Origin of the sequence: Virgibacillus senegalensis (assembly GCF_000821245.2) — a bacterium.
Taxonomy (GTDB): domain Bacteria; phylum Bacillota; class Bacilli; order Bacillales; family Amphibacillaceae; genus Sediminibacillus; species Sediminibacillus senegalensis.
In genome coordinates this window covers 1,144,871-1,162,561 of the sequence record NZ_LN611424.1, presented here as the reverse complement: position 1 = coordinate 1,162,561, position 17,691 = coordinate 1,144,871, and the positions used below count along the sequence as shown (strand labels likewise).

Sequence of the window (17,691 nt, the reverse complement as noted above, 5' to 3'; positions counted from 1 at the left end):
CCTATAATAGAGAGTGCGAAATTTAGATATCATTTGTTTTTTTGTTTGAATACTAAAGCTACATAACCGATGATTGAAGCTCCTGTAAAAAGATCATCATATCCCCATAAATCTGCGACCACTCCAGAGAGAATAGACCCTATCGCTTGACCAAGTGCTAGTATTAAGAAAGGTACACCTAGACCAAATGATGGGTTTGATTTATACACGGAAATGCCCCATACGATTAAAACACCTGTCATAAAAATATACGAACTACCAAAGAGGGCTGGTGATAACCACCCTACTATTAGATACTCTGCAACTGTCCCCAATAAGAGAGACGAGGTTGAAAGTGCTAATACAGAAATCCTGTATGCAGGCATTAAACCATATTTATTTACAAATACTCCAGCAGTTCCTCCTGATAACCCTGCTGCTCCAATAATCACCCAGAGCCACTCTCCGAGGTATGAGGGAACATTCTCTATCTGAAACATAAAGTCTCTTGAAAATGTCCAATAGGCAGAACAGGATATTCCTAGTAATAAAGCAGACAGAATTAATGGTGTGGCTCTTCTCCACTCTTCTTTAGAGAAACTAACCATAACGTTTTCTTTTAAAGGTTGATTCTTTGGCAGTACTTTGTAATTAGCAATTAATACTATTATAGCAATAAGCATAAATACAAAATACGTTTCTCTCCAGCTATCTGTCATTAAAATTGCAACTGCACCAGTAAAGGCTGTGCCAATACTCGTACCAGAATTAATCCAAGAATTAGTTTGATTCTGTAATCTTGTTTCGACATTTAAGTCAACAATATTAGCGTATGGCGGGGATGAAAAACCTGTACTTAGTCCTGCCAGAAATATCCCTAGACTTAGTACGCCCGGATTAAACGAGATTGAGATAATCCCCAAGCCAATTATCGATGTTAATCCAGCTATGACAAGTATAGACTTTGAGGAAATTCTATTAGAAAATACCATCGCTAATACGATTGCAATACAGTAAGCGATGTATGACAGAGATGAAATGACACCGCTAGTGGACTGTGCCATATTCATCGTTTCATTAATATATGGAAGCATTAAACCATAACTAAAGCGAGATAAACCATATGTCACAGCAATCATTGGTAAACCAACAACAATCAATTTCTTTTCATACATATCGTCCAACCCCTTTTTATGTATAACGTTCATTATAATAAATAAGTAAAAAAATAGGGAACAATGTTCAACATTAGTTTCCCTCTCCCTTTTTATTTTCCAGCATCATATATACCTTCATATATACCTTTTATTAAACTATTTGCAGCTTCTTTTACTTCATCTATTGGCTGGATTTGGGCTATTGAAGTTAACCCTTCTAGTATTATAAGTAATTGGACACCAAGTGATCTGGAAACATGAAATATCTCTATATCATTTTCAATCCTGTTTAGCAGTGTTTTTTTATGTTCCCTAGTTAGCGAAGCAATTTCGTCATTTATACCTTCATACTCCTGCTTGGCTCTTAGGAAAAGGCATCCGTTAAAACTATCCTTTTCTATCCAATTCAAGTGTATTTTTATTAAAGACTTTATATATGAATTAATTCCGTCTTCCCTTTTAACGTTAGTTTCTATCAATTGAAGATACTGATTTTCCCTACGCACTAGTATTTCTTTGATTAGATCTTCTTTGGATTGGAAATGGTAGTACATAGTCATTGGTGCCACTCCCGCTTCTTCCAATATAGATTTGACACCAACTGCATGAAAACCACACCGATAAAATAGTTGTTCTGCCACATTTAAAATAGCTTCTTTTTTTTGTGACTTTTTCATATGACAACTCCTTTGTATTGAACGATCATTATAAAATTAACAAAACATCTTCCTTTTTGCAAGAAACTAAAGTAATAAGCGTATTTGTCTGTTATCCAAAAAACAAAGGCCCCTCATCAAAGTAATCCTGAATATTTCAAATCATTTTATAATACCTTATATTATCAATAAATTTTAATTGTGGAGAGGGAGCGGAAAATATGGCAATAAGACCCCCACTTTTACAAAGAGGAGATACAATTGGATTAGTTACACTTGGCAGCCCTCTTGATGCAAATACTATTAATACGAGAGTACAAATCTTAAGAAATATGGGCTTTAATATCGTATTTGGCAGGCATGTTTATTCTAATGATGGCATTGTAGCGGCATCAGCTCAACAAAGAGCAGACGATTTAATGAATATGTTCAGAGAACCGAGTGTCAAAATGATACTTGCCACACGAGGTGGGACTGGGGTTCAGACCATTCTTCCTTATTTGAATTTTGAAGTCATAAGACAGAATCCTAAAGTTATATCCGGTTATAGCGACATAACGGTATTATTAAATAGTTTATATCAATTTAGTAATTTAATTACTTTCCATAGTTTAATGCTTATTGACTTTAGACCAGAAACACCTGCTTACAACTTCAATCAATTTTTTGAAGCAACGTCTACGTTGATTTCCCCCAGAATAATTCAAAATCCACCAAATTTAGCCCTAAGGAGTTTAGTACCAGGAAATGTAACAGGACCAATAGTAGGTGGAAATATGACTTCGTTAGTAAATGCACTCGGTACACCATACGAAATTAACACACAAGGAAAAATACTTTTTTTAGAAGAAACCCACGCTCCAACTAATATGATTTTCAGGTATTTAACTCAATTATTAATGTCTGGTAAATTTCAAGATTGTCTAGGTATTATTATGGGAGAATGTACGAATTGCCCTGTATCTTATGGTACAACATATGAAGATTTAATTAATGCTTTATTAGTCCCCTTAGGAAAACCACTGGTAATCAACCTTTCTACAGGTCATGGCATTTATAAAGCTGCTATTCCAATAGGTGCTAATGTGAATCTAAATGCAACAGAAAATACATTGACTGTAATTGAACCAACCGTTTCTTAGTGGATATAATTTATTTAGTGAGGACGTAAACTAAATTCTGATTTTCTTCATACACCATATATGCCAATGCCACATAAAGAAAAGTAAACTTTCCCCTCACTTGTTTTACTAACTTACCTCGTTAGTTTATAAATATCTTCCCAAACTATTAATTCTCCTATATTTACCATTGTGTGAATTCCTTAATAGAACGCATTAAAGAGAAAGATAATTAGCCATCTCTTCTTTCTCCGTCTTCCCTCTTGTCCCACATTTTGGACGAAATATTACAAACTAAAACGAACTTTCTTTTCTCTACTATGTGAATAAAAACGGAGGGATTTTACTTATTCAAGTAAAGGAGTACGTTACTTGAAGTACACTATTTCACAAACTTTGTTATATATTCTAAGAGTGAATTTTTTGAAGTTCTGTATTGACCTAAACCATAGTTTAAGTTGTATGATGACTCTGTCGACGGAGTGAAATCATTCAAATTTTGGAGGTCTCCAAATGAGGTACTATTCATTAAGTGAAGCTGCTGCCAAGTTCATTATTCCACAATCAACCGTACGATATTATGAAAAAAAAGGATTACTTCCACTAATTGAGCGTGATGAAGTTGGAAGGCGATTATTTTCAAAAGATCAAATGTCGCTACTTGAAACGGTCATTTGTTTAAAAAACACGCAGTAGAATTAAACAGTATATTGATTGGGTGGTAGAAGGAGATAACACCATAAATCAGCGGCTTGAAATGATGAAGAATCACAAAAAATCGGGCTTGCAGAAATTTCTTTAATGACAGAATCCTTAAAGGGGATTGATTTCAACTGCTAATATACATCCCGAGTCAGACAGGGGATAGGCATGAAAAAGACCCGGAAATGTTTATTTTAGTTAGACATATTAGATAGATGGGTTATAGAGATAAGATGTAGAGTTATTTGTATGTATTATTCTATTATCATCTCTTTCTCTATCTACAATCAATTACCAAATTAATTACTTAACTGCCCCTTACAATAAATTATAACTTAACCTTTTCCTTTTTCAGTATAGTTAACAAATATGTATTTACTTGACTATATTTTCATACTTGAAAAAGTAATTATATTCATTGCATCACCAATTACAAAATCAGCAGAATCATATTTTATTCTATCCCAATTAACAACTTTAAAATTGATCAATCCATTAGATGTATGTCTATCATAGCTTTCATTAATATAACTTTTTGCTTCATCCACTGAGGTAAAAATACCAAATAAATGAGAACTTTGAGTAAAACTATTTACAGCTAAAACTCCATAACAATTTTTTTGGTTTTTAAATTCAATGTTTTTCATTAATAATACTCCCTTTTGTAAAATAACACCAAGGAGAATGTTATTTATTGTAATCTAATAAAAGTACTTCTATTCTAGTTTAGGTCATTCTGAAAACTAGAAGACTACCTTATCTGAGAATAGTATTCATTAAATAAAACCTCACCCGATTTTTGGATAATATTCCTGAAATCATCCATATCATTCATTTCTAAATTAGGATAGTAGAAATCCTTAACAAGCTCTGTGAGGATTGTTAGAATATCATTCATTAATTGATTAACTCTGTCTGACCATTCTCGAGGAGCATTTCCGGTCATATAATCTGAAAGAACTTCACTATAAAGTTTGGTATATATTTGTTTGCTAACAGGTTGTTTTATATTATTTTCGACCATTAATCCACTCAAAGCATCATCTAACGCTATTAAATACAAATCTACCTTTTCATATCTTTCTTTATCTGGATACTTCTCTTTAAGTAATGTTTTAAAGCTTGACATCAATAAATCCCCCTTTTATAGTAACTTTTTAAAATATACATCCAGTTCATTTCCCATTCTTTCAAATGCCGGGACTAGAGTTTTGTCATCCCCAAGTATAAAACCATAGTGATGGACTAATACTCGATTTACAGTTTGGAGAAATTCCAACATTTCTTTTTCGTGTATAAAATTTTGAGTTATATAATCTGTAAGTTCGATAAGTATGTAACCAAGCGAATATTTACTTACTTTATTTGGATCAGTATAATGAGACATGAAATTTAAGTAGCATTTAAATACATATTCCTTTTCCCTGCTATTACTTATCTGCGTCAACCTTAGGGACTGAGCAATCTCTGGACGTGCTTTTAAGATTGTTTCTTCTTTACTACCAGATAAAACAGAAAGGAACTTTAAAAATCCTCCCATAATAACAATCCTCCAACTAATAGATAAAATAATTATACTCTATTTTTATAAGATATAATAAATAAAAATGATTTTTTCGACAAAAAGGCTTGTAGTGAAATCTCGAAGATAATTAATAGAATTGATTACTATAGAATATTTAATATTGTATTCTAGTTATTGTTTGTGGAATTCAGGATGGACATTCACTGTGCATTTAATAATTGCCTTTCCTCCCAAACCAAGTAAAGCAAGGGATAGGCATAAAAAAGATCCTGAATTCGGAAATGTTTATTTCACGAAAACCGGATCTAAGTCGGAAATGTTTATTTAACTTTTAATTACACTACTTCAACACCAACTCTGCTACCGTTTCTACATGCACTGTTTGCGGAAACATATCGACTGGTTGAATGCCTATCACCTCATATCCATTCTTAGTTAAATATTTCATATCACGCACCTGCGTTTCCGGATTACAGGACACATAAATGACACGCTTAGGCTTCAGCTTTACCACACTGGACAAGAACGCTTCATCACTTCCGCTTCGAGGTGGATCCATGATGACTACATCCGCTTTCTCCCCGCGCGCTGCCATCTCCACCATGAATTTACCGGCATCTCCCTGATAGAAACGGGCATTCTTCACTCCATTACGCTTGGAATTATGGATGGCGTCTCGAACAGCATCCTTATTTAGCTCCACGCCAATGACCTTACCTGCTTTTTGACTGGCAATCAGGCCAATTGTGCCGATTCCACAGTATGCATCAATTACCGTTTCCTTTCCAGTCAACTGGGCCATTTCTATCGCCTTTGCATATAACTTTTCCGTTTGAATCGGATTGATTTGATAGAAGGATTTCGCGGAAATGTCAAACTTTAGCCCGCAAAGAGTATCCGTTATTGTCCCTTTTCCGAACAACAGTTTTTCCTGATCACCTAAAACCATGCTCGTATTCTTGTTATTCACGTTCATGAGAATGGTCGTTATCTCTGGATGCGCCTTCCTGAGGGCTTTGACAAAATTATTTTTCCCCTTAAACACAGGGGAAGCTACAACCAACACCACCATTATTTCACCGCTTACCTTGCCGACCTTTACCAGTACGTGGCGCAGGAAGCCTTGTCCAGTATCTTCATTATAAGGCTGGATTCTAAAAGACTTCATCATGTCCTTAATGGTTTGCCAGATCTCGTCTGCTTTTGGATCGTGAATAAGACACCGATCCATGGAAATAAGCCGATGACTATTTTGAGCGTAAAGGCCGCCAATGATCTGCCGGTCCTTATTTAGACCAAAAGTCGTATGGCTCTTGTTCCGGTAACCATACGGATGGTCCATGGTTAAAATCGGTTGCGGTTTACCGAACGGCTCCATTAACTTTTCGATTGTTACTTGCTTAAAGCGCATTTGCGCCTGTCCGTTCATATGCTGCAGTTGGCATCCGCCACACTCATAATAATAGGAACAAGCTGGCTTGACCCGGTTTTCAGACGGGGTGATTACTCGCTTCAGTTCGACAGCAACATATTTCCCGCTAGTGGACACGGTGATTTCAGCCGTTTCGCCAGGTAATAGATGCTCTACCTCCAGCTGCTTACCTTCCCACTGGACAATCCCTTTCCCGTCGTCGGTCAGGCCTGTACAGTTCACCTTCGCGGTTACGCTTTTCTTGTTACCTGGACGCTGGTTTTTATGCGGGTTCTGGCCTTGTAATTTATCACGCGTGGCCACTTTTGAATGCTTTTTTGAGTGGGATTTAGTTGATTGATTGCGTTTTGTTCCCATCTTTTTATCTCCACTATACTTACGTTTCTTCATAGGCACTTCCCATCTTTTCTTCTAGTGACACCCCATTATAAACCACTAAGAAACAGCAGTAAAACTACTTTCGAAAAAAGGATGCCACCAAATGTTGGATGGATGAGTCTCCTTATAAAAATTTAAACTACTCATCTAAGTAAAAAAACTGGTTCTATTCTTTATAGAACCAGTTTTTTTACGTTTATGGATACTACCGCAAGATTTTTTCCATCGCTTTTCCTTTTGCTAATTCATCAATCAATTTATCCAAATACCGAATTTCCTGCATCGTTGGTTCTTCGATTTCTTCCACTCGTACTCCGCAAATTACTCCTTTAATCAAATCGCGCGACGGGTTCATTCGGGGAGCTTCCGCAAAGAAGGTCTCAAAATCTATTTGTTTTTCCAGTTGCGCTTCTAACTCCTCCTGGCTATATCCTGTCAGCCAACGGATGATTTCATCGACTTCTGTTTTCGTGCGTCCTTTTTTCTCCGCCTTCGTAATGTAATGGGGATACACACTTGCGAAACTCATTGTATAAATTTTATGTTTGGGCATGTTTCACTTCCTCTTATATGGTTTTCTTTATCTTATCACGATAACGTTCCGAGAACACCTAACAAAGAAATTATCTCCCACTCCCTATCATATAGTTCCACTTTCCTTAATGAAATGTTTAAAACATTCCTAATATAATACCAATCCATTCACCTATCGTTTTTTCAAATACCTGATCCTTCCCCCGAAAATGGGTTATAGTTATGGTTAAATAAGTTTTAATATTACCCCTAACTGTTAAAGGGCGATTTCGTGAGGTATTAAAAATTACAGCCAACGCTACCCCTATAACATCTATCAAAAATCGAATCTCCAATAATTAGCAACAATAAGCAATATCACGACATATATACAAATAATGATTTATATATTTGTGCAACTCCCTCACCAAAAAACAAAACTATAAACGGAAATGCGAGAACGCCAATTCCTAAAATTATTGTAGATAATCCCACTCTTTTAGCATATTCATCTTTATCACCGTAAAATGTACTATCCTTAAAACCGATTATTAAAGTTAACATCTGTTTTACTCCGATTAGATAACCTAAATAAGAAATAAAAATTCCTACTGTAATTGTCATTATCGTGCTAAAAGCATCCAAAAAACCAGCGCCTTTGTTTTAGAAACGTGTTAAATCGTTTACCTCTTATTGGAGTAAAGCCCTCAATCTAAGAAGCCAATCCAGGGTTCTTTTAATTTAAACTATTTCCTAATCATAAAAATCACACTTTTTTCATTACTTACCATATTATTAACCCATTGAATTTAGAGAGTTTGAATGATTAGGATTAGAACGCAAGAATAGAGAAGAATTTAATGCCTCCTAAGTGGTAAATTTAAACTGAGGAAGGGATGTCTAATGGAAAAACGTTCTATTGGTTTATATGAAGGAATAGCATTTTATTTCGCTGCAGTACTTGGTTCGGGTGTTCTTTTTATTTCATCGGTTACTGCTTTGTATTTGGCAAGTAAAAAATGTATGAAATGGCAAACAAAATTGTATGCTGCCACTGCCAATCTCCCGATCTCTTACTGACTCAATAATGACTCTTTGTATCTGAAACTGTCTCCCGTAAACACAAGAAGGTGCGAATGGTGAATCAGACGGTCAATGACTGCCTCTGTTAAGATAGGATCACCAAAGACGTGATTCCATTGACCGAATTGTAGATTCGTAGTGATAATGATGCTTCTTGTCTCATAACACATAGAGATTACTTGGAACAGTAGCTCTGCCCCTTGCTTATTTAACGGTATATATCCCAGCTCATCCAAGATTAATAAATCTAGCTTCTTAATCTGATTGAAGGCTTTCTGAAGGTTCCCTTTTTGATTGGCTTCCATTAGATGATTGACCAATGAAGCCACCGTAAAGAACTTGATCCGACTGCCAAATGTACGTATGGCATTCATGCCAATCAAGGTACTCAAATAGGTCTTTCCAGTTCCAACGCCACCATACAAGATGAGGTTCTCTTTCTCCCTGATGAAATGTCCTTCCAGCACGCTGCTTCTGTCAATCCCTTGCGGGATTTGAATGTGCTGCCACTCAAAAGGCTGTGTCCCCGTTTTGGGGAGCTGAGCCTGTTTTAACAGTAAGTTAACCTTTCGTTCTTCCCGGTGATAAATCTCCTGTTCAAACAATTTCAATAAGTATTCCTCATTACTATCTGCCTTGATCTCTTCAAAGTGTTCCCTTGTCCAGCTCAGCTTCAGTCGTTTTGCGTATCCCTGAATCAGTTCTTTCACCGTGCTTCATCTCCCTTCGAGAAGAAAGCATCATAATGCGAGAGCCCTCTCGTTGCCAAAGGTACTTTTGGCAATGGAGATTTAGGAGTAATCGTGGTATATTGATCATTCTGTTCAACGATTGAATAAAAGCAATGCTTGATTTGATCGGAAGTCGGATGGCCGCCATATTCTTTTGCTTTCTGTAAAGCCTGGTTCAATAGGGAAAAGTCATCGTTTTTCAACAGCCTGCCCAGTAATCGCAAAGCTGATTTTTGTTCTTCTTCTGTACACTGGCTTAAATATTCTGTCCATTCAGGCGGAAACTGCTGAAAGATACTGGTATACTTGATAGCTCTCGGCCGCCTTGAAAGTAACTCAAGGTATGGCTGCCAGATCATCGACTTCCTCCTAGCGCCGTATAACCTTGGATGCTTAACAATTAACTCATAATTGGAATTCAACAGTTCAACATAGTTATAGCTGATCTTGGCGATCACCTCTTCTTTGGCAAACCTCGGAGAGGTGGAATAGAGTTTCTTATCGATGGATACGATTCCTGATTTATCAGCTTTCACCGTTCGACGAGCAGCACATTCAAATTCTTTCTCCGGAAGCATAAGCCACTCATTCTGATCTTCTTTAAATAGTTGGGATTGGAGCTGTTTCTTTTCATAGTGAATCCGATCCCTATCTTGTTCTGCCAGTCCCCATAACGTTTCATTAAAGTGATCAAGATGTACAATAGTGCACTCCGGAAGAAGGAAGTTATTTCGCACATATTTCACCATGGCTTCCACGTGCCCTTTTTCATTTCCTTTTCCAGGATTACAGAACTCGTAAGAAAATCCGTAGTGAAGGGTAAATCGCTCAAACGTATCTGTTAATTCCCGTTCCCCTTTGGATAAGATTTTCTTTACAGCCGGAGAAAGGTTATCAAATCGAATCGTCTTTGGTACTCCACCCATATAATGAAACATTCTTTTTAGCCCCTCTAGTAAGCATTCTGTATTCTCAGAAGGAAATACCTGAAAATAAAAAGCGTTACTGTAGGGAAAGGACATCACCAGATAAGGAAGGTTAATAATCTCCGAGCCATACTGGAAAGGCGCTTCCCCAAAGTCTACTTGAGCTGTTCCTGATACAGATTCCAATGGGAGCGAAGCTTCCGACTGTTCCTTCAACTCTTTCTTTCTCCTGGAAACATAGTTTCTCACTGACCGATATGACCCTTTAAAACTATGAAACTTTTCTAGCTGCTGGTACATTCTTTTGGCTGTTCGGTGAAATTTCCTCTTTTTCTTCAAATCCTCCTTGATCCACTTGTCTAAAATTGGCTTGGCCGGATCCATTACAGGAGATGGCCTCACTTGTTTTTCTTTCTGATTGAATGCTTCTTGATTGGCATATTTACTGACGGTTCTGGAATCAATCCCCATATTTCTTGCCACATCAGCATATGTATTGCCTTTTTGATTTACCTCAAATCTGATATAATCCATTTGTGCCACTGCTAACATCTCCTAAATTTCCTCCTGTCAAACGTTGTTGGTCCAACGAGGAGTTTAAAGTTATTTGGGAATGTTGGCAAGTGGCTTTTTTAATTTATGCCTGCCCGGCCGGGCAGGCATAAATTAATTGCCAAACCCTTCATTTTTAGAATGCCATAAACAACTGCTTCAATCGCAGGACCTGCATCCATATTATCCTGGATAATTGTCATTCTAGCTAATTTTCCACTTGCGTACACATTTGCTTGTTTAGCACAAAAATTTCCAGATGCAGGAGGGGCAGCTACTTTTGTCCGACGATCATTTGGATTTCATTTTGGAAATATTGTAGGTTGGTTTTACTTTGTTACTGCTGCGATTGGACAAACCATTGTGTCTTTAACAGGAGCATATTATGTTACTGAGGCTTTTGGTTTATCCGATTTTACAAGACCATGGATTGCGTTCACTATCTTATTTATTGCAGGGATATCTAATTATAATGGGGTTAATACAAGTGGTAGGATGGCTTTGATTTTAAGTGGTTGTTTACTTTTATTACTTACAATTGTAGTCTTACTTTCTTTACCGTATATTAATTTGGGAAATTTCACTCCATTTTTATCAAAAGGGTGGTACTCAATCGGAACGGCAATAACAGTAATATTCTGGGCATTTTTTGGATGGGAAGCCATTTGTAATCTTGCTAGTCACTTTAGAAATCCTGATAAAAATATAACTAAAAGTACGGTCATTACCGTAATACTCATAGGAGTAATGTTCTTGGCACTAATTTTTGTAACAATTGGAACCGGAACATATGGGAATATAGAGGAAGAACTTTCACCGATTGGTGTTATAATGGGAGAAATTTTAGGAATAGGTGCACAAATTGTGACCGCTATTTTAGCTTTTTTTATATGTATTGGTACTTCTAATGCTTTTGTAGCAAGTCTGACCCAACTAGGGTACTCTTTAAGCAGAGATGGTGCGTTTCCAAAACGTCTATCATATGTACATTCAGATAAACAAATCCCTAGACGTATGGTTGTTTTTGTAATTGGATTTGCATGTATTGGAGTTATTTTTACTGAGTCTTTTAGAATGACGTTTAATGATATTTTATTTATACCGACCTCGTTAGGTGTAATAGTGTATATTTTTTCTATGGCTGCTGGTATTAAACTTTTTAAAACTAAAACGTTACCCTGGTGGTCCTCTTTTTTATCACTAATCTTTTGTATCCTGGTGCTACCATTTTTTCATTTGTATATTTTTGTGCCGGTAATTGTTATCGCTTTATATATTAGCTATATGACGTTTCAAAAATGGTCCTCAAATATCAAGAAACCTATACAGTAAAAATTCTGATTTTGGCATTATTATTTTATTGATTTTTGGGTAACGAAAGTTAATTTTTACATTGAGTGGAGAGCGATTATTTATGAAATCCAATACTGAATTGCCTTCCAGTTTAATGTGGAAAGCAATAGTTACATGTGATAAAAGATATGATGGTAAATTTTTTTATGCGGTGAGGACGACAGGTATTTTTTGTCGACCATCTTGTAAATCTAAAACTCCAAATTATGAGAATATACGTTTCTTTGATAATGCTTTGAAGGCTAAGCAACAAGGTTTTCGGCCATGTAAAAGATGTCAGCCAGAGCAGTCTGCTGACATATACGAGCCTAAGCAAGAAATAGTGGAAGAGACAATAGCTTTTTTAGAACAGTCCTATAAAGAAAAGATATCTTTAAACATCCTAGCTTTCCATATTGCTGTAAGTCCGTATTATTTAAGCCGAATCTTTAAAGAAAAGTTAGGTGTTTCCCCACTTCAATACCTAGAAAGAATAAGAATTCAAAAAGCCCAGAATTTGTTATTGGATACATCTCATACCTGCACGGAAATTTGCTTTCAAGTAGGATACAAAAATATTTCTAGTTTCTATAAACACTTTAAAAAAATAAGCCACTGCTCTCCCTCCCAATTTAGGGATAAATGCGGTGGAAAGATGTAGTTGGTTGATCATACAGTTGGGTAAAAAAACGAAAGATATCTATGGGCACACTGTGGGAGGTTCTAGTAATATTATAAGAAATTGATTAAGAAAAATGATTGGATAACTAGAATATGACAAGTCAGTTACTAAGAGTCCTTTTAAAGTGTATAAACTTGTTACACAGTATAAATTAAATTTCTCAATTGCAAATCAATAAAATATGGGATTCAAATTCACTGTTGCGCAGTATATAGAACAGCTAATCAACTAATATACTTTTTATTTGCCATGAAAATAACATCCAATATAACACGCTTATACCTTGTCCCATATTACAGATATATTAATTAATTGTATCAGTAAACCGAGATGAATTCCTTTATCACCCTGGCATACAATTCTGGTTCCTCGAACCTCGGAAAATGTCCGCTTTGCTTAAATATAGATAGCTTACGGTTGGAATGACCGTTCTTAAAAGCTGTCAGTTGCTCTTTACTAGTTACCCAGTCATATTCACCTTTGATCAATAGCATGGGACAATTAATAGAGTCTAAATGAGGTAACAGTGATTCAAATACTTTCCCTTCTTGATACAATTTTTCTTGATGATTCGCCGCCCGTTCCCAATTTTCCTGAGGAATACCCGACTTTTCAACAAGATGATCAAAGAAATGCTTATCTTCTCCATGGACATATAAATTGTCTTTATACTCCCCCAAATCTCGAAGAACTTCTATACATTTATCCCAAACCTCTTCTGTAACCGTTAATTTTGTAGCAGCCAGGCATTCTTTGACCATTTCCTCTTTTCCTAATCGTTTATACTCCTGAACAGCCCCTTTGATCAGGGAGCGAGCAGAACTACTGAGATCGAACATCGGACATTCCAGCAAAAGGGATGTCACGTTTTCAGGATAGTGCAATTGATATAATACCGCCACATACCCGCCAAAAGAATGGCCAATGATCCCCCACTTTTGTACACCCAGTTGCTTACGAATAGCTTCACAATCATCTATCAGATCATGCAGCCCAAATGTTTCTTCATCATCGACTCGGTCTGATCGAAGTACCCCTCTTTGATCAATCGCAATAATCCTCATGAATTTTGAAAGCCGCTGTCCTTGATGTTCCAAGAAATCATAGGAACCAGCCCCCGGTCCGCCATGCAAATATAAAAATACAGGTAGATGGGCATCACCATGAATTTCATAATAGATTCTCTTATTTTTAACGGTTAAATATCCAGACACTATCTTTCTCCTTCCGTTCTTTCTGATTTTCCTTTTTTCATAAACTGGACATCCTAATTCAACTTTAAAGGAGAGCGTTCTTATTCCGTTTGCCGTTGTTCTAGGCAGCAAAAAATAGTCAACCATGCGTTATTATCATACTGAACTAGACATCAAAACTCTGAGAAATAATGTATTTTATTGCTGCTTTGGTAGTTCCAAATTTCGGGACATTATAATCAGTTTTTTCAGCTAAGCTTCTAGCCAATGCTGGCTTGATACCGACTATCATACACTGAACACCCATCATAGACAGACTTAAAGTCATTTCCCTGATTTGATATGGCATTTCTTCATTCCATTCCTTGATCCCACTAAAATCGATGATGACATTTTCGACATTGTCGTTCTCACACTGTTTCATTAACTTCTCTAATACAAAACTAAAACGTTTTTCATCCAAATATCCTATTAATGGAATGGCTATTGTATTATCCCATACATGAAGAGTCGGTCCAGATAAATCTTGAATCATCTGATTCTTTCTTTTCTCTTCTTGTACCGTAGTGGTAACGTCCATTAACATGACGACATAACCAATAATAGTGGTCTCGTCTTTTATTGGAGTAATGACGATATCTGCCACATATTGATTCTTTATATTTATCCGCGAGCTGTGAGTACTCGTTAAATTATCCATGATTTCATTCTGATAGCTTGGTCTTTTGTGAAAATGATTCATATTAATACCAATAAGGTCTTCGATCTCATCAATATCAAAATACGGAATAATTTCCGACAACAACTCTGTAGCTTTTGGATTAATCCAAATAACATTATAGTCTGAATCAGCGACAATAATATTTTCACCAATCGCTTCAAGAATTTTAGTTGAATCCTTAATTGTTGAGGAAAAGCTGCCGATTGATTTCATTCAAAAACCCCTTATTTGATAGCATTCTAAGTATTTATCCATTTATTATATCGTACCGTACCCACCTTCACAATTAAGGGAAAACCCTTTTACAAATCTTTCTTTCAATTGAAAAAACTTTTTTATTTGGTCAAATGTTTAGGATGAGAAGAACGTCCTAAAGAAGGCTATATCTATTTTGGATGAAGAGGCTGTTAACCAATAGAGTTACGCCTCATTATGGTTTGTTTTTNAATTGATATAATCCCGCCACATACCCGCCAAAAGAATGGCCAATGATCCCCCACTTTTGTACACCCAGTTGCTTACGAATAGCTTCACAATCATCTATCAGATCATGCAGCCCAAATGTTTCTTCATCATCGACTCGGTCTGATCGAAGTACCCCTCTTTGATCAATCGCAATAATCCTCATGAATTTTGAAAGCCGCTGTCCTTGATGTTCCAAGAAATCATAGGAACCAGCCCCCGGTCCGCCATGCAAATATAAAAATACAGGTAGATGGGCATCACCATGAATTTCATAATAGATTCTCTTATTTTTAACGGTTAAATATCCAGACACTATCTTTCTCCTTCCGTTCTTTCTGATTTTCCTTTTTTCATAAACTGGACATCCTAATTCAACTTTAAAGGAGAGCGTTCTTATTCCGTTTGCCGTTGTTCTAGGCAGCAAAAAATAGTCAACCATGCGTTATTATCATACTGAACTAGACATCAAAACTCTGAGAAATAATGTATTTTATTGCTGCTTTGGTAGTTCCAAATTTCGGGACATTATAATCAGTTTTTTCAGCTAAGCTTCTAGCCAATGCTGGCTTGATACCGACTATCATACACTGAACACCCATCATAGACAGACTTAAAGTCATTTCCCTGATTTGATATGGCATTTCTTCATTCCATTCCTTGATCCCACTAAAATCGATGATGACATTTTCGACATTGTCGTTCTCACACTGTTTCATTAACTTCTCTAATACAAAACTAAAACGTTTTTCATCCAAATATCCTATTAATGGAATGGCTATTGTATTATCCCATACATGAAGAGTCGGTCCAGATAAATCTTGAATCATCTGATTCTTTCTTTTCTCTTCTTGTACCGTAGTGGTAACGTCCATTAACATGACGACATAACCAATAATAGTGGTCTCGTCTTTTATTGGAGTAATGACGATATCTGCCACATATTGATTCTTTATATTTATCCGCGAGCTGTGAGTACTCGTTAAATTATCCATGATTTCATTCTGATAGCTTGGTCTTTTGTGAAAATGATTCATATTAATACCAATAAGGTCTTCGATCTCATCAATATCAAAATACGGAATAATTTCCGACAACAACTCTGTAGCTTTTGGATTAATCCAAATAACATTATAGTCTGAATCAGCGACAATAATATTTTCACCAATCGCTTCAAGAATTTTAGTTGAATCCTTAATTGTTGAGGAAAAGCTGCCGATTGATTTCATTCAAAAACCCCTTATTTGATAGCATTCTAAGTATTTATCCATTTATTATATCGTACCGTACCCACCTTCACAATTAAGGGAAAACCCTTTTACAAATCTTTCTTTCAATTGAAAAAACTTTTTTATTTGGTCAAATGTTTAGGATGAGAAGAACGTCCTAAAGAAGGCTATATCTATTTTGGATGAAGAGGCTGTTAACCAATAGAGTTACGCCTCATTATGGTTTGTTTTTGGGGAAAGAAAAGTAGTGGATAATATCAACTATATTATCCACTACTTTTTATAATTCCTGTTACCTATCAGTTCTTCAAGCGATTTAACCTAGTATTCCAATGTTAAAGAATTTCAGAAATATAGTAGAAACAAATTCAAATCAGAACCGGATTATTATCCGGAATCTCCTGTGCTGCGCCTGCCAGTCTAAAGAAATTATTTATTTCACCGGCCCTCACCATGTTCTCCAATCCTTCAGCGGTAGCCGAAACAAGGTACGTATTGATATGCTCCTGATCCGTACTCCACCTCTGTTTGACGGCAGCTTTTCTCGGTGTCGAGGGAGCCGTAATCAACCAATCCTGCAATCGGTTGGAATCATGTGCAGAGAATACAGCTTCAACGGCTGCTTTTTGGTTGTCTGAATCCTTATATAACTGGACGAAGTCTTCTAAAATGGCGCTAGCAGTAGGCAGTGCACCGGCCCCGGGCCCCTGTAATTTTAAGTTGCCGGCCAAATCTCCGTGAATGAATACAGCATTATCCACTCCTGATACCTCATATAATGGATGACCAGCAGGAACCGCCATCGGCTCAACCAGAAGGCGTGCCTTTCCTTCCTTAAGTCGGAAACTGGCAACAGGCTTGATTCTCCATCCGGCCGACTCAACGGCCAGAATATCAGCAAGCGTGATACCACGAATGCCGCGCCTTGCCACTTGTGTCCATTCCGGCTGTTGGCCAAGCAATAAATCGCTCAAAATCATCAGCTTATAAAATGCGTCCCATCCATCAATATCATTCCCGGGATCTGCTTCAGCATATCCTAGCTTCTGGGCGGATTGTAACGCTTCTTGAAAGCTTACCCGGTTTGTTGCGATTTCGGTAAGGATGTAATTGGATGTCCCGTTCAAAATGGCTTCTACATTGGAAATATCGTTCACCTGCAGCAGCTGTTGCAGCGTCCCTATTACCGGAACTCCTCCTGCAACCGCTGCTTCAAATTTAAGTCTGGCTTTACCGTTATCTGCGCTTTCCCGTAATGCATTTCCCTGGTTAGCAAGAAGCTCTTTATTGGCGGTCACCACATGGATTCCTTTTTCC

General features: G+C 36.7%; 19 protein-coding genes and 1 pseudogene. 5 read left to right on the top strand and 15 right to left on the bottom strand.

Annotated features, from left to right (window positions below):
- Positions 1–29: 29 nt before the first annotated feature.
- On the bottom strand, positions 30–1,154 hold the full coding sequence (locus BN1067_RS09760) for an MFS transporter (protein ID WP_053218673.1): 1,125 nt from the start codon (positions 1,152–1,154) through the stop codon (positions 30–32).
- A gap of 92 nt (positions 1,155–1,246) precedes the next feature.
- Entirely contained in the window at positions 1,247–1,813 is a 567-nt protein-coding gene (locus BN1067_RS09755; RefSeq protein WP_053218672.1) for a TetR/AcrR family transcriptional regulator, read from the bottom strand.
- A 200-nt stretch (positions 1,814–2,013) separates the two neighbouring features.
- On the opposite strand from BN1067_RS09755, the gene BN1067_RS09750 reads away from it, so the two are divergent.
- Together BN1067_RS09750 and BN1067_RS20190 are read left to right on the top strand one after the other, a co-directional pair.
- A complete protein-coding gene (locus BN1067_RS09750) occupies positions 2,014–2,934 on the top strand; it encodes a S66 peptidase family protein (RefSeq protein ID WP_053218671.1) in 921 nt (306 codons plus the stop codon).
- Between the two features lie 492 nt (positions 2,935–3,426).
- A complete protein-coding gene (locus BN1067_RS20190; RefSeq protein WP_234400664.1) occupies positions 3,427–3,609 on the top strand; it encodes a MerR family transcriptional regulator in 183 nt (60 codons plus the stop codon).
- Between the two features lie 389 nt (positions 3,610–3,998).
- Here the strand turns inward: BN1067_RS20190 and BN1067_RS09740 are convergent, their stop codons facing one another.
- The 6 genes from BN1067_RS09740 to BN1067_RS09710 form a co-directional block, all read right to left on the bottom strand.
- Positions 3,999–4,262: a hypothetical protein gene (locus BN1067_RS09740; protein ID WP_053218670.1), complete on the bottom strand. Its 264-nt coding sequence runs from the start codon at positions 4,260–4,262 to the stop codon at positions 3,999–4,001.
- Between the two features lie 104 nt (positions 4,263–4,366).
- Positions 4,367–4,744: a hypothetical protein gene (locus BN1067_RS09735; protein WP_053218669.1), complete on the bottom strand. Its 378-nt coding sequence runs from the start codon at positions 4,742–4,744 to the stop codon at positions 4,367–4,369.
- A gap of 15 nt (positions 4,745–4,759) precedes the next feature.
- On the bottom strand, positions 4,760–5,155 hold the full coding sequence (locus BN1067_RS09730) for a hypothetical protein (RefSeq protein ID WP_053218668.1): 396 nt from the start codon (positions 5,153–5,155) through the stop codon (positions 4,760–4,762).
- 325 nt (positions 5,156–5,480) lie between these two features.
- On the bottom strand, positions 5,481–6,962 hold the full coding sequence (rlmD, locus tag BN1067_RS09725; protein ID WP_053218667.1) for a 23S rRNA (uracil(1939)-C(5))-methyltransferase RlmD: 1,482 nt from the start codon (positions 6,960–6,962) through the stop codon (positions 5,481–5,483).
- A gap of 193 nt (positions 6,963–7,155) precedes the next feature.
- Positions 7,156–7,503, bottom strand: a complete 348-nt coding sequence (locus tag BN1067_RS09720; RefSeq protein ID WP_053218666.1) for a DUF2200 domain-containing protein — start codon at positions 7,501–7,503, stop codon at positions 7,156–7,158.
- 338 nt (positions 7,504–7,841) lie between these two features.
- Entirely contained in the window at positions 7,842–8,087 is a 246-nt protein-coding gene (locus BN1067_RS09710; protein WP_053218664.1) for a hypothetical protein, read from the bottom strand.
- A gap of 279 nt (positions 8,088–8,366) precedes the next feature.
- Between BN1067_RS09710 and BN1067_RS19875 the strand changes: the two genes are divergently transcribed.
- A complete protein-coding gene (locus tag BN1067_RS19875; RefSeq protein WP_199868519.1) occupies positions 8,367–8,543 on the top strand; it encodes a hypothetical protein in 177 nt (58 codons plus the stop codon).
- Here the strand turns inward: BN1067_RS19875 and istB are convergent.
- Positions 8,537–9,256, bottom strand: coding sequence for an IS21-like element helper ATPase IstB (gene istB, locus BN1067_RS09705; protein ID WP_053218663.1), 720 nt, complete (start codon positions 9,254–9,256; stop codon positions 8,537–8,539). The two genes, BN1067_RS19875 and istB, sit on opposite strands and share 7 nt — an antisense overlap.
- Positions 9,253–10,755, bottom strand: a complete 1,503-nt coding sequence (gene istA, locus BN1067_RS09700) for an IS21 family transposase (RefSeq protein WP_053218662.1) — start codon at positions 10,753–10,755, stop codon at positions 9,253–9,255. Before istA ends, istB begins: the two co-directional genes overlap by 4 nt.
- A gap of 153 nt (positions 10,756–10,908) precedes the next feature.
- Between istA and BN1067_RS09695 the strand changes: the two are divergent.
- Positions 10,909–12,087 (top strand): annotated as a pseudogene (locus BN1067_RS09695) (APC family permease); the annotation flags it as partial.
- A gap of 82 nt (positions 12,088–12,169) precedes the next feature.
- Positions 12,170–12,748 carry a bifunctional transcriptional activator/DNA repair enzyme AdaA gene (locus tag BN1067_RS09690; protein ID WP_053218661.1) on the top strand — a complete coding sequence of 193 codons (579 nt, stop codon included), beginning with the start codon at positions 12,170–12,172 and terminating at the stop codon, positions 12,746–12,748.
- A gap of 338 nt (positions 12,749–13,086) precedes the next feature.
- Here the strand turns inward: BN1067_RS09690 and BN1067_RS09685 are convergent, their stop codons facing one another.
- The 5 genes from BN1067_RS09685 to BN1067_RS19870 form a co-directional block, all read right to left on the bottom strand.
- Complete coding sequence (locus tag BN1067_RS09685; RefSeq protein ID WP_053218660.1) at positions 13,087–13,983, bottom strand: alpha/beta fold hydrolase; 897 nt, start codon at positions 13,981–13,983, stop codon at positions 13,087–13,089.
- 145 nt (positions 13,984–14,128) lie between these two features.
- A complete protein-coding gene (locus BN1067_RS09680) occupies positions 14,129–14,896 on the bottom strand; it encodes an STAS domain-containing protein (RefSeq protein ID WP_053218658.1) in 768 nt (255 codons plus the stop codon).
- 217 nt (positions 14,897–15,113) lie between these two features.
- Positions 15,114–15,587, bottom strand: a complete 474-nt coding sequence (locus BN1067_RS09675) for an alpha/beta fold hydrolase (RefSeq protein WP_110943411.1) — start codon at positions 15,585–15,587, stop codon at positions 15,114–15,116.
- A gap of 19 nt (positions 15,588–15,606) precedes the next feature.
- Positions 15,607–16,374, bottom strand: a complete 768-nt coding sequence (locus tag BN1067_RS09670) for an STAS domain-containing protein (protein WP_053218658.1) — start codon at positions 16,372–16,374, stop codon at positions 15,607–15,609.
- A gap of 368 nt (positions 16,375–16,742) precedes the next feature.
- Positions 16,743–17,691: homoserine dehydrogenase (locus BN1067_RS19870; RefSeq protein ID WP_053218657.1), on the bottom strand; the 949-nt coding region annotated here is incomplete at its 5' end.

Coding starts and splice junctions, on each gene's coding strand:
- BN1067_RS09750 (WP_053218671.1), top strand. CDS start 2,014: ATGGCAATAAGACCCCCACTTTTACAAAGAGGAGATACAATTGGATTA.
- rlmD (WP_053218667.1), bottom strand. CDS start 6,962: ATGAAGAAACGTAAGTATAGTGGAGATAAAAAGATGGGAACAAAACGC.
- BN1067_RS09730 (WP_053218668.1), bottom strand. CDS start 5,155: ATGGGAGGATTTTTAAAGTTCCTTTCTGTTTTATCTGGTAGTAAAGAA.
- BN1067_RS09690 (WP_053218661.1), top strand. CDS start 12,170: ATGAAATCCAATACTGAATTGCCTTCCAGTTTAATGTGGAAAGCAATA.
- BN1067_RS09670 (WP_053218658.1), bottom strand. CDS start 16,374: ATGAAATCAATCGGCAGCTTTTCCTCAACAATTAAGGATTCAACTAAA.
- BN1067_RS09720 (WP_053218666.1), bottom strand. CDS start 7,503: ATGCCCAAACATAAAATTTATACAATGAGTTTCGCAAGTGTGTATCCC.
- BN1067_RS09680 (WP_053218658.1), bottom strand. CDS start 14,896: ATGAAATCAATCGGCAGCTTTTCCTCAACAATTAAGGATTCAACTAAA.
- BN1067_RS09760 (WP_053218673.1), bottom strand. CDS start 1,154: ATGTATGAAAAGAAATTGATTGTTGTTGGTTTACCAATGATTGCTGTG.
- BN1067_RS09755 (WP_053218672.1), bottom strand. CDS start 1,813: ATGAAAAAGTCACAAAAAAAAGAAGCTATTTTAAATGTGGCAGAACAA.
- BN1067_RS20190 (WP_234400664.1), top strand. CDS start 3,427: ATGAGGTACTATTCATTAAGTGAAGCTGCTGCCAAGTTCATTATTCCA.
- BN1067_RS09710 (WP_053218664.1), bottom strand. CDS start 8,087: ATGACAATTACAGTAGGAATTTTTATTTCTTATTTAGGTTATCTAATC.
- BN1067_RS19875 (WP_199868519.1), top strand. CDS start 8,367: ATGGAAAAACGTTCTATTGGTTTATATGAAGGAATAGCATTTTATTTC.
- istA (WP_053218662.1), bottom strand. CDS start 10,755: ATGTTAGCAGTGGCACAAATGGATTATATCAGATTTGAGGTAAATCAA.
- BN1067_RS09740 (WP_053218670.1), bottom strand. CDS start 4,262: ATGAAAAACATTGAATTTAAAAACCAAAAAAATTGTTATGGAGTTTTA.
- BN1067_RS09735 (WP_053218669.1), bottom strand. CDS start 4,744: ATGTCAAGCTTTAAAACATTACTTAAAGAGAAGTATCCAGATAAAGAA.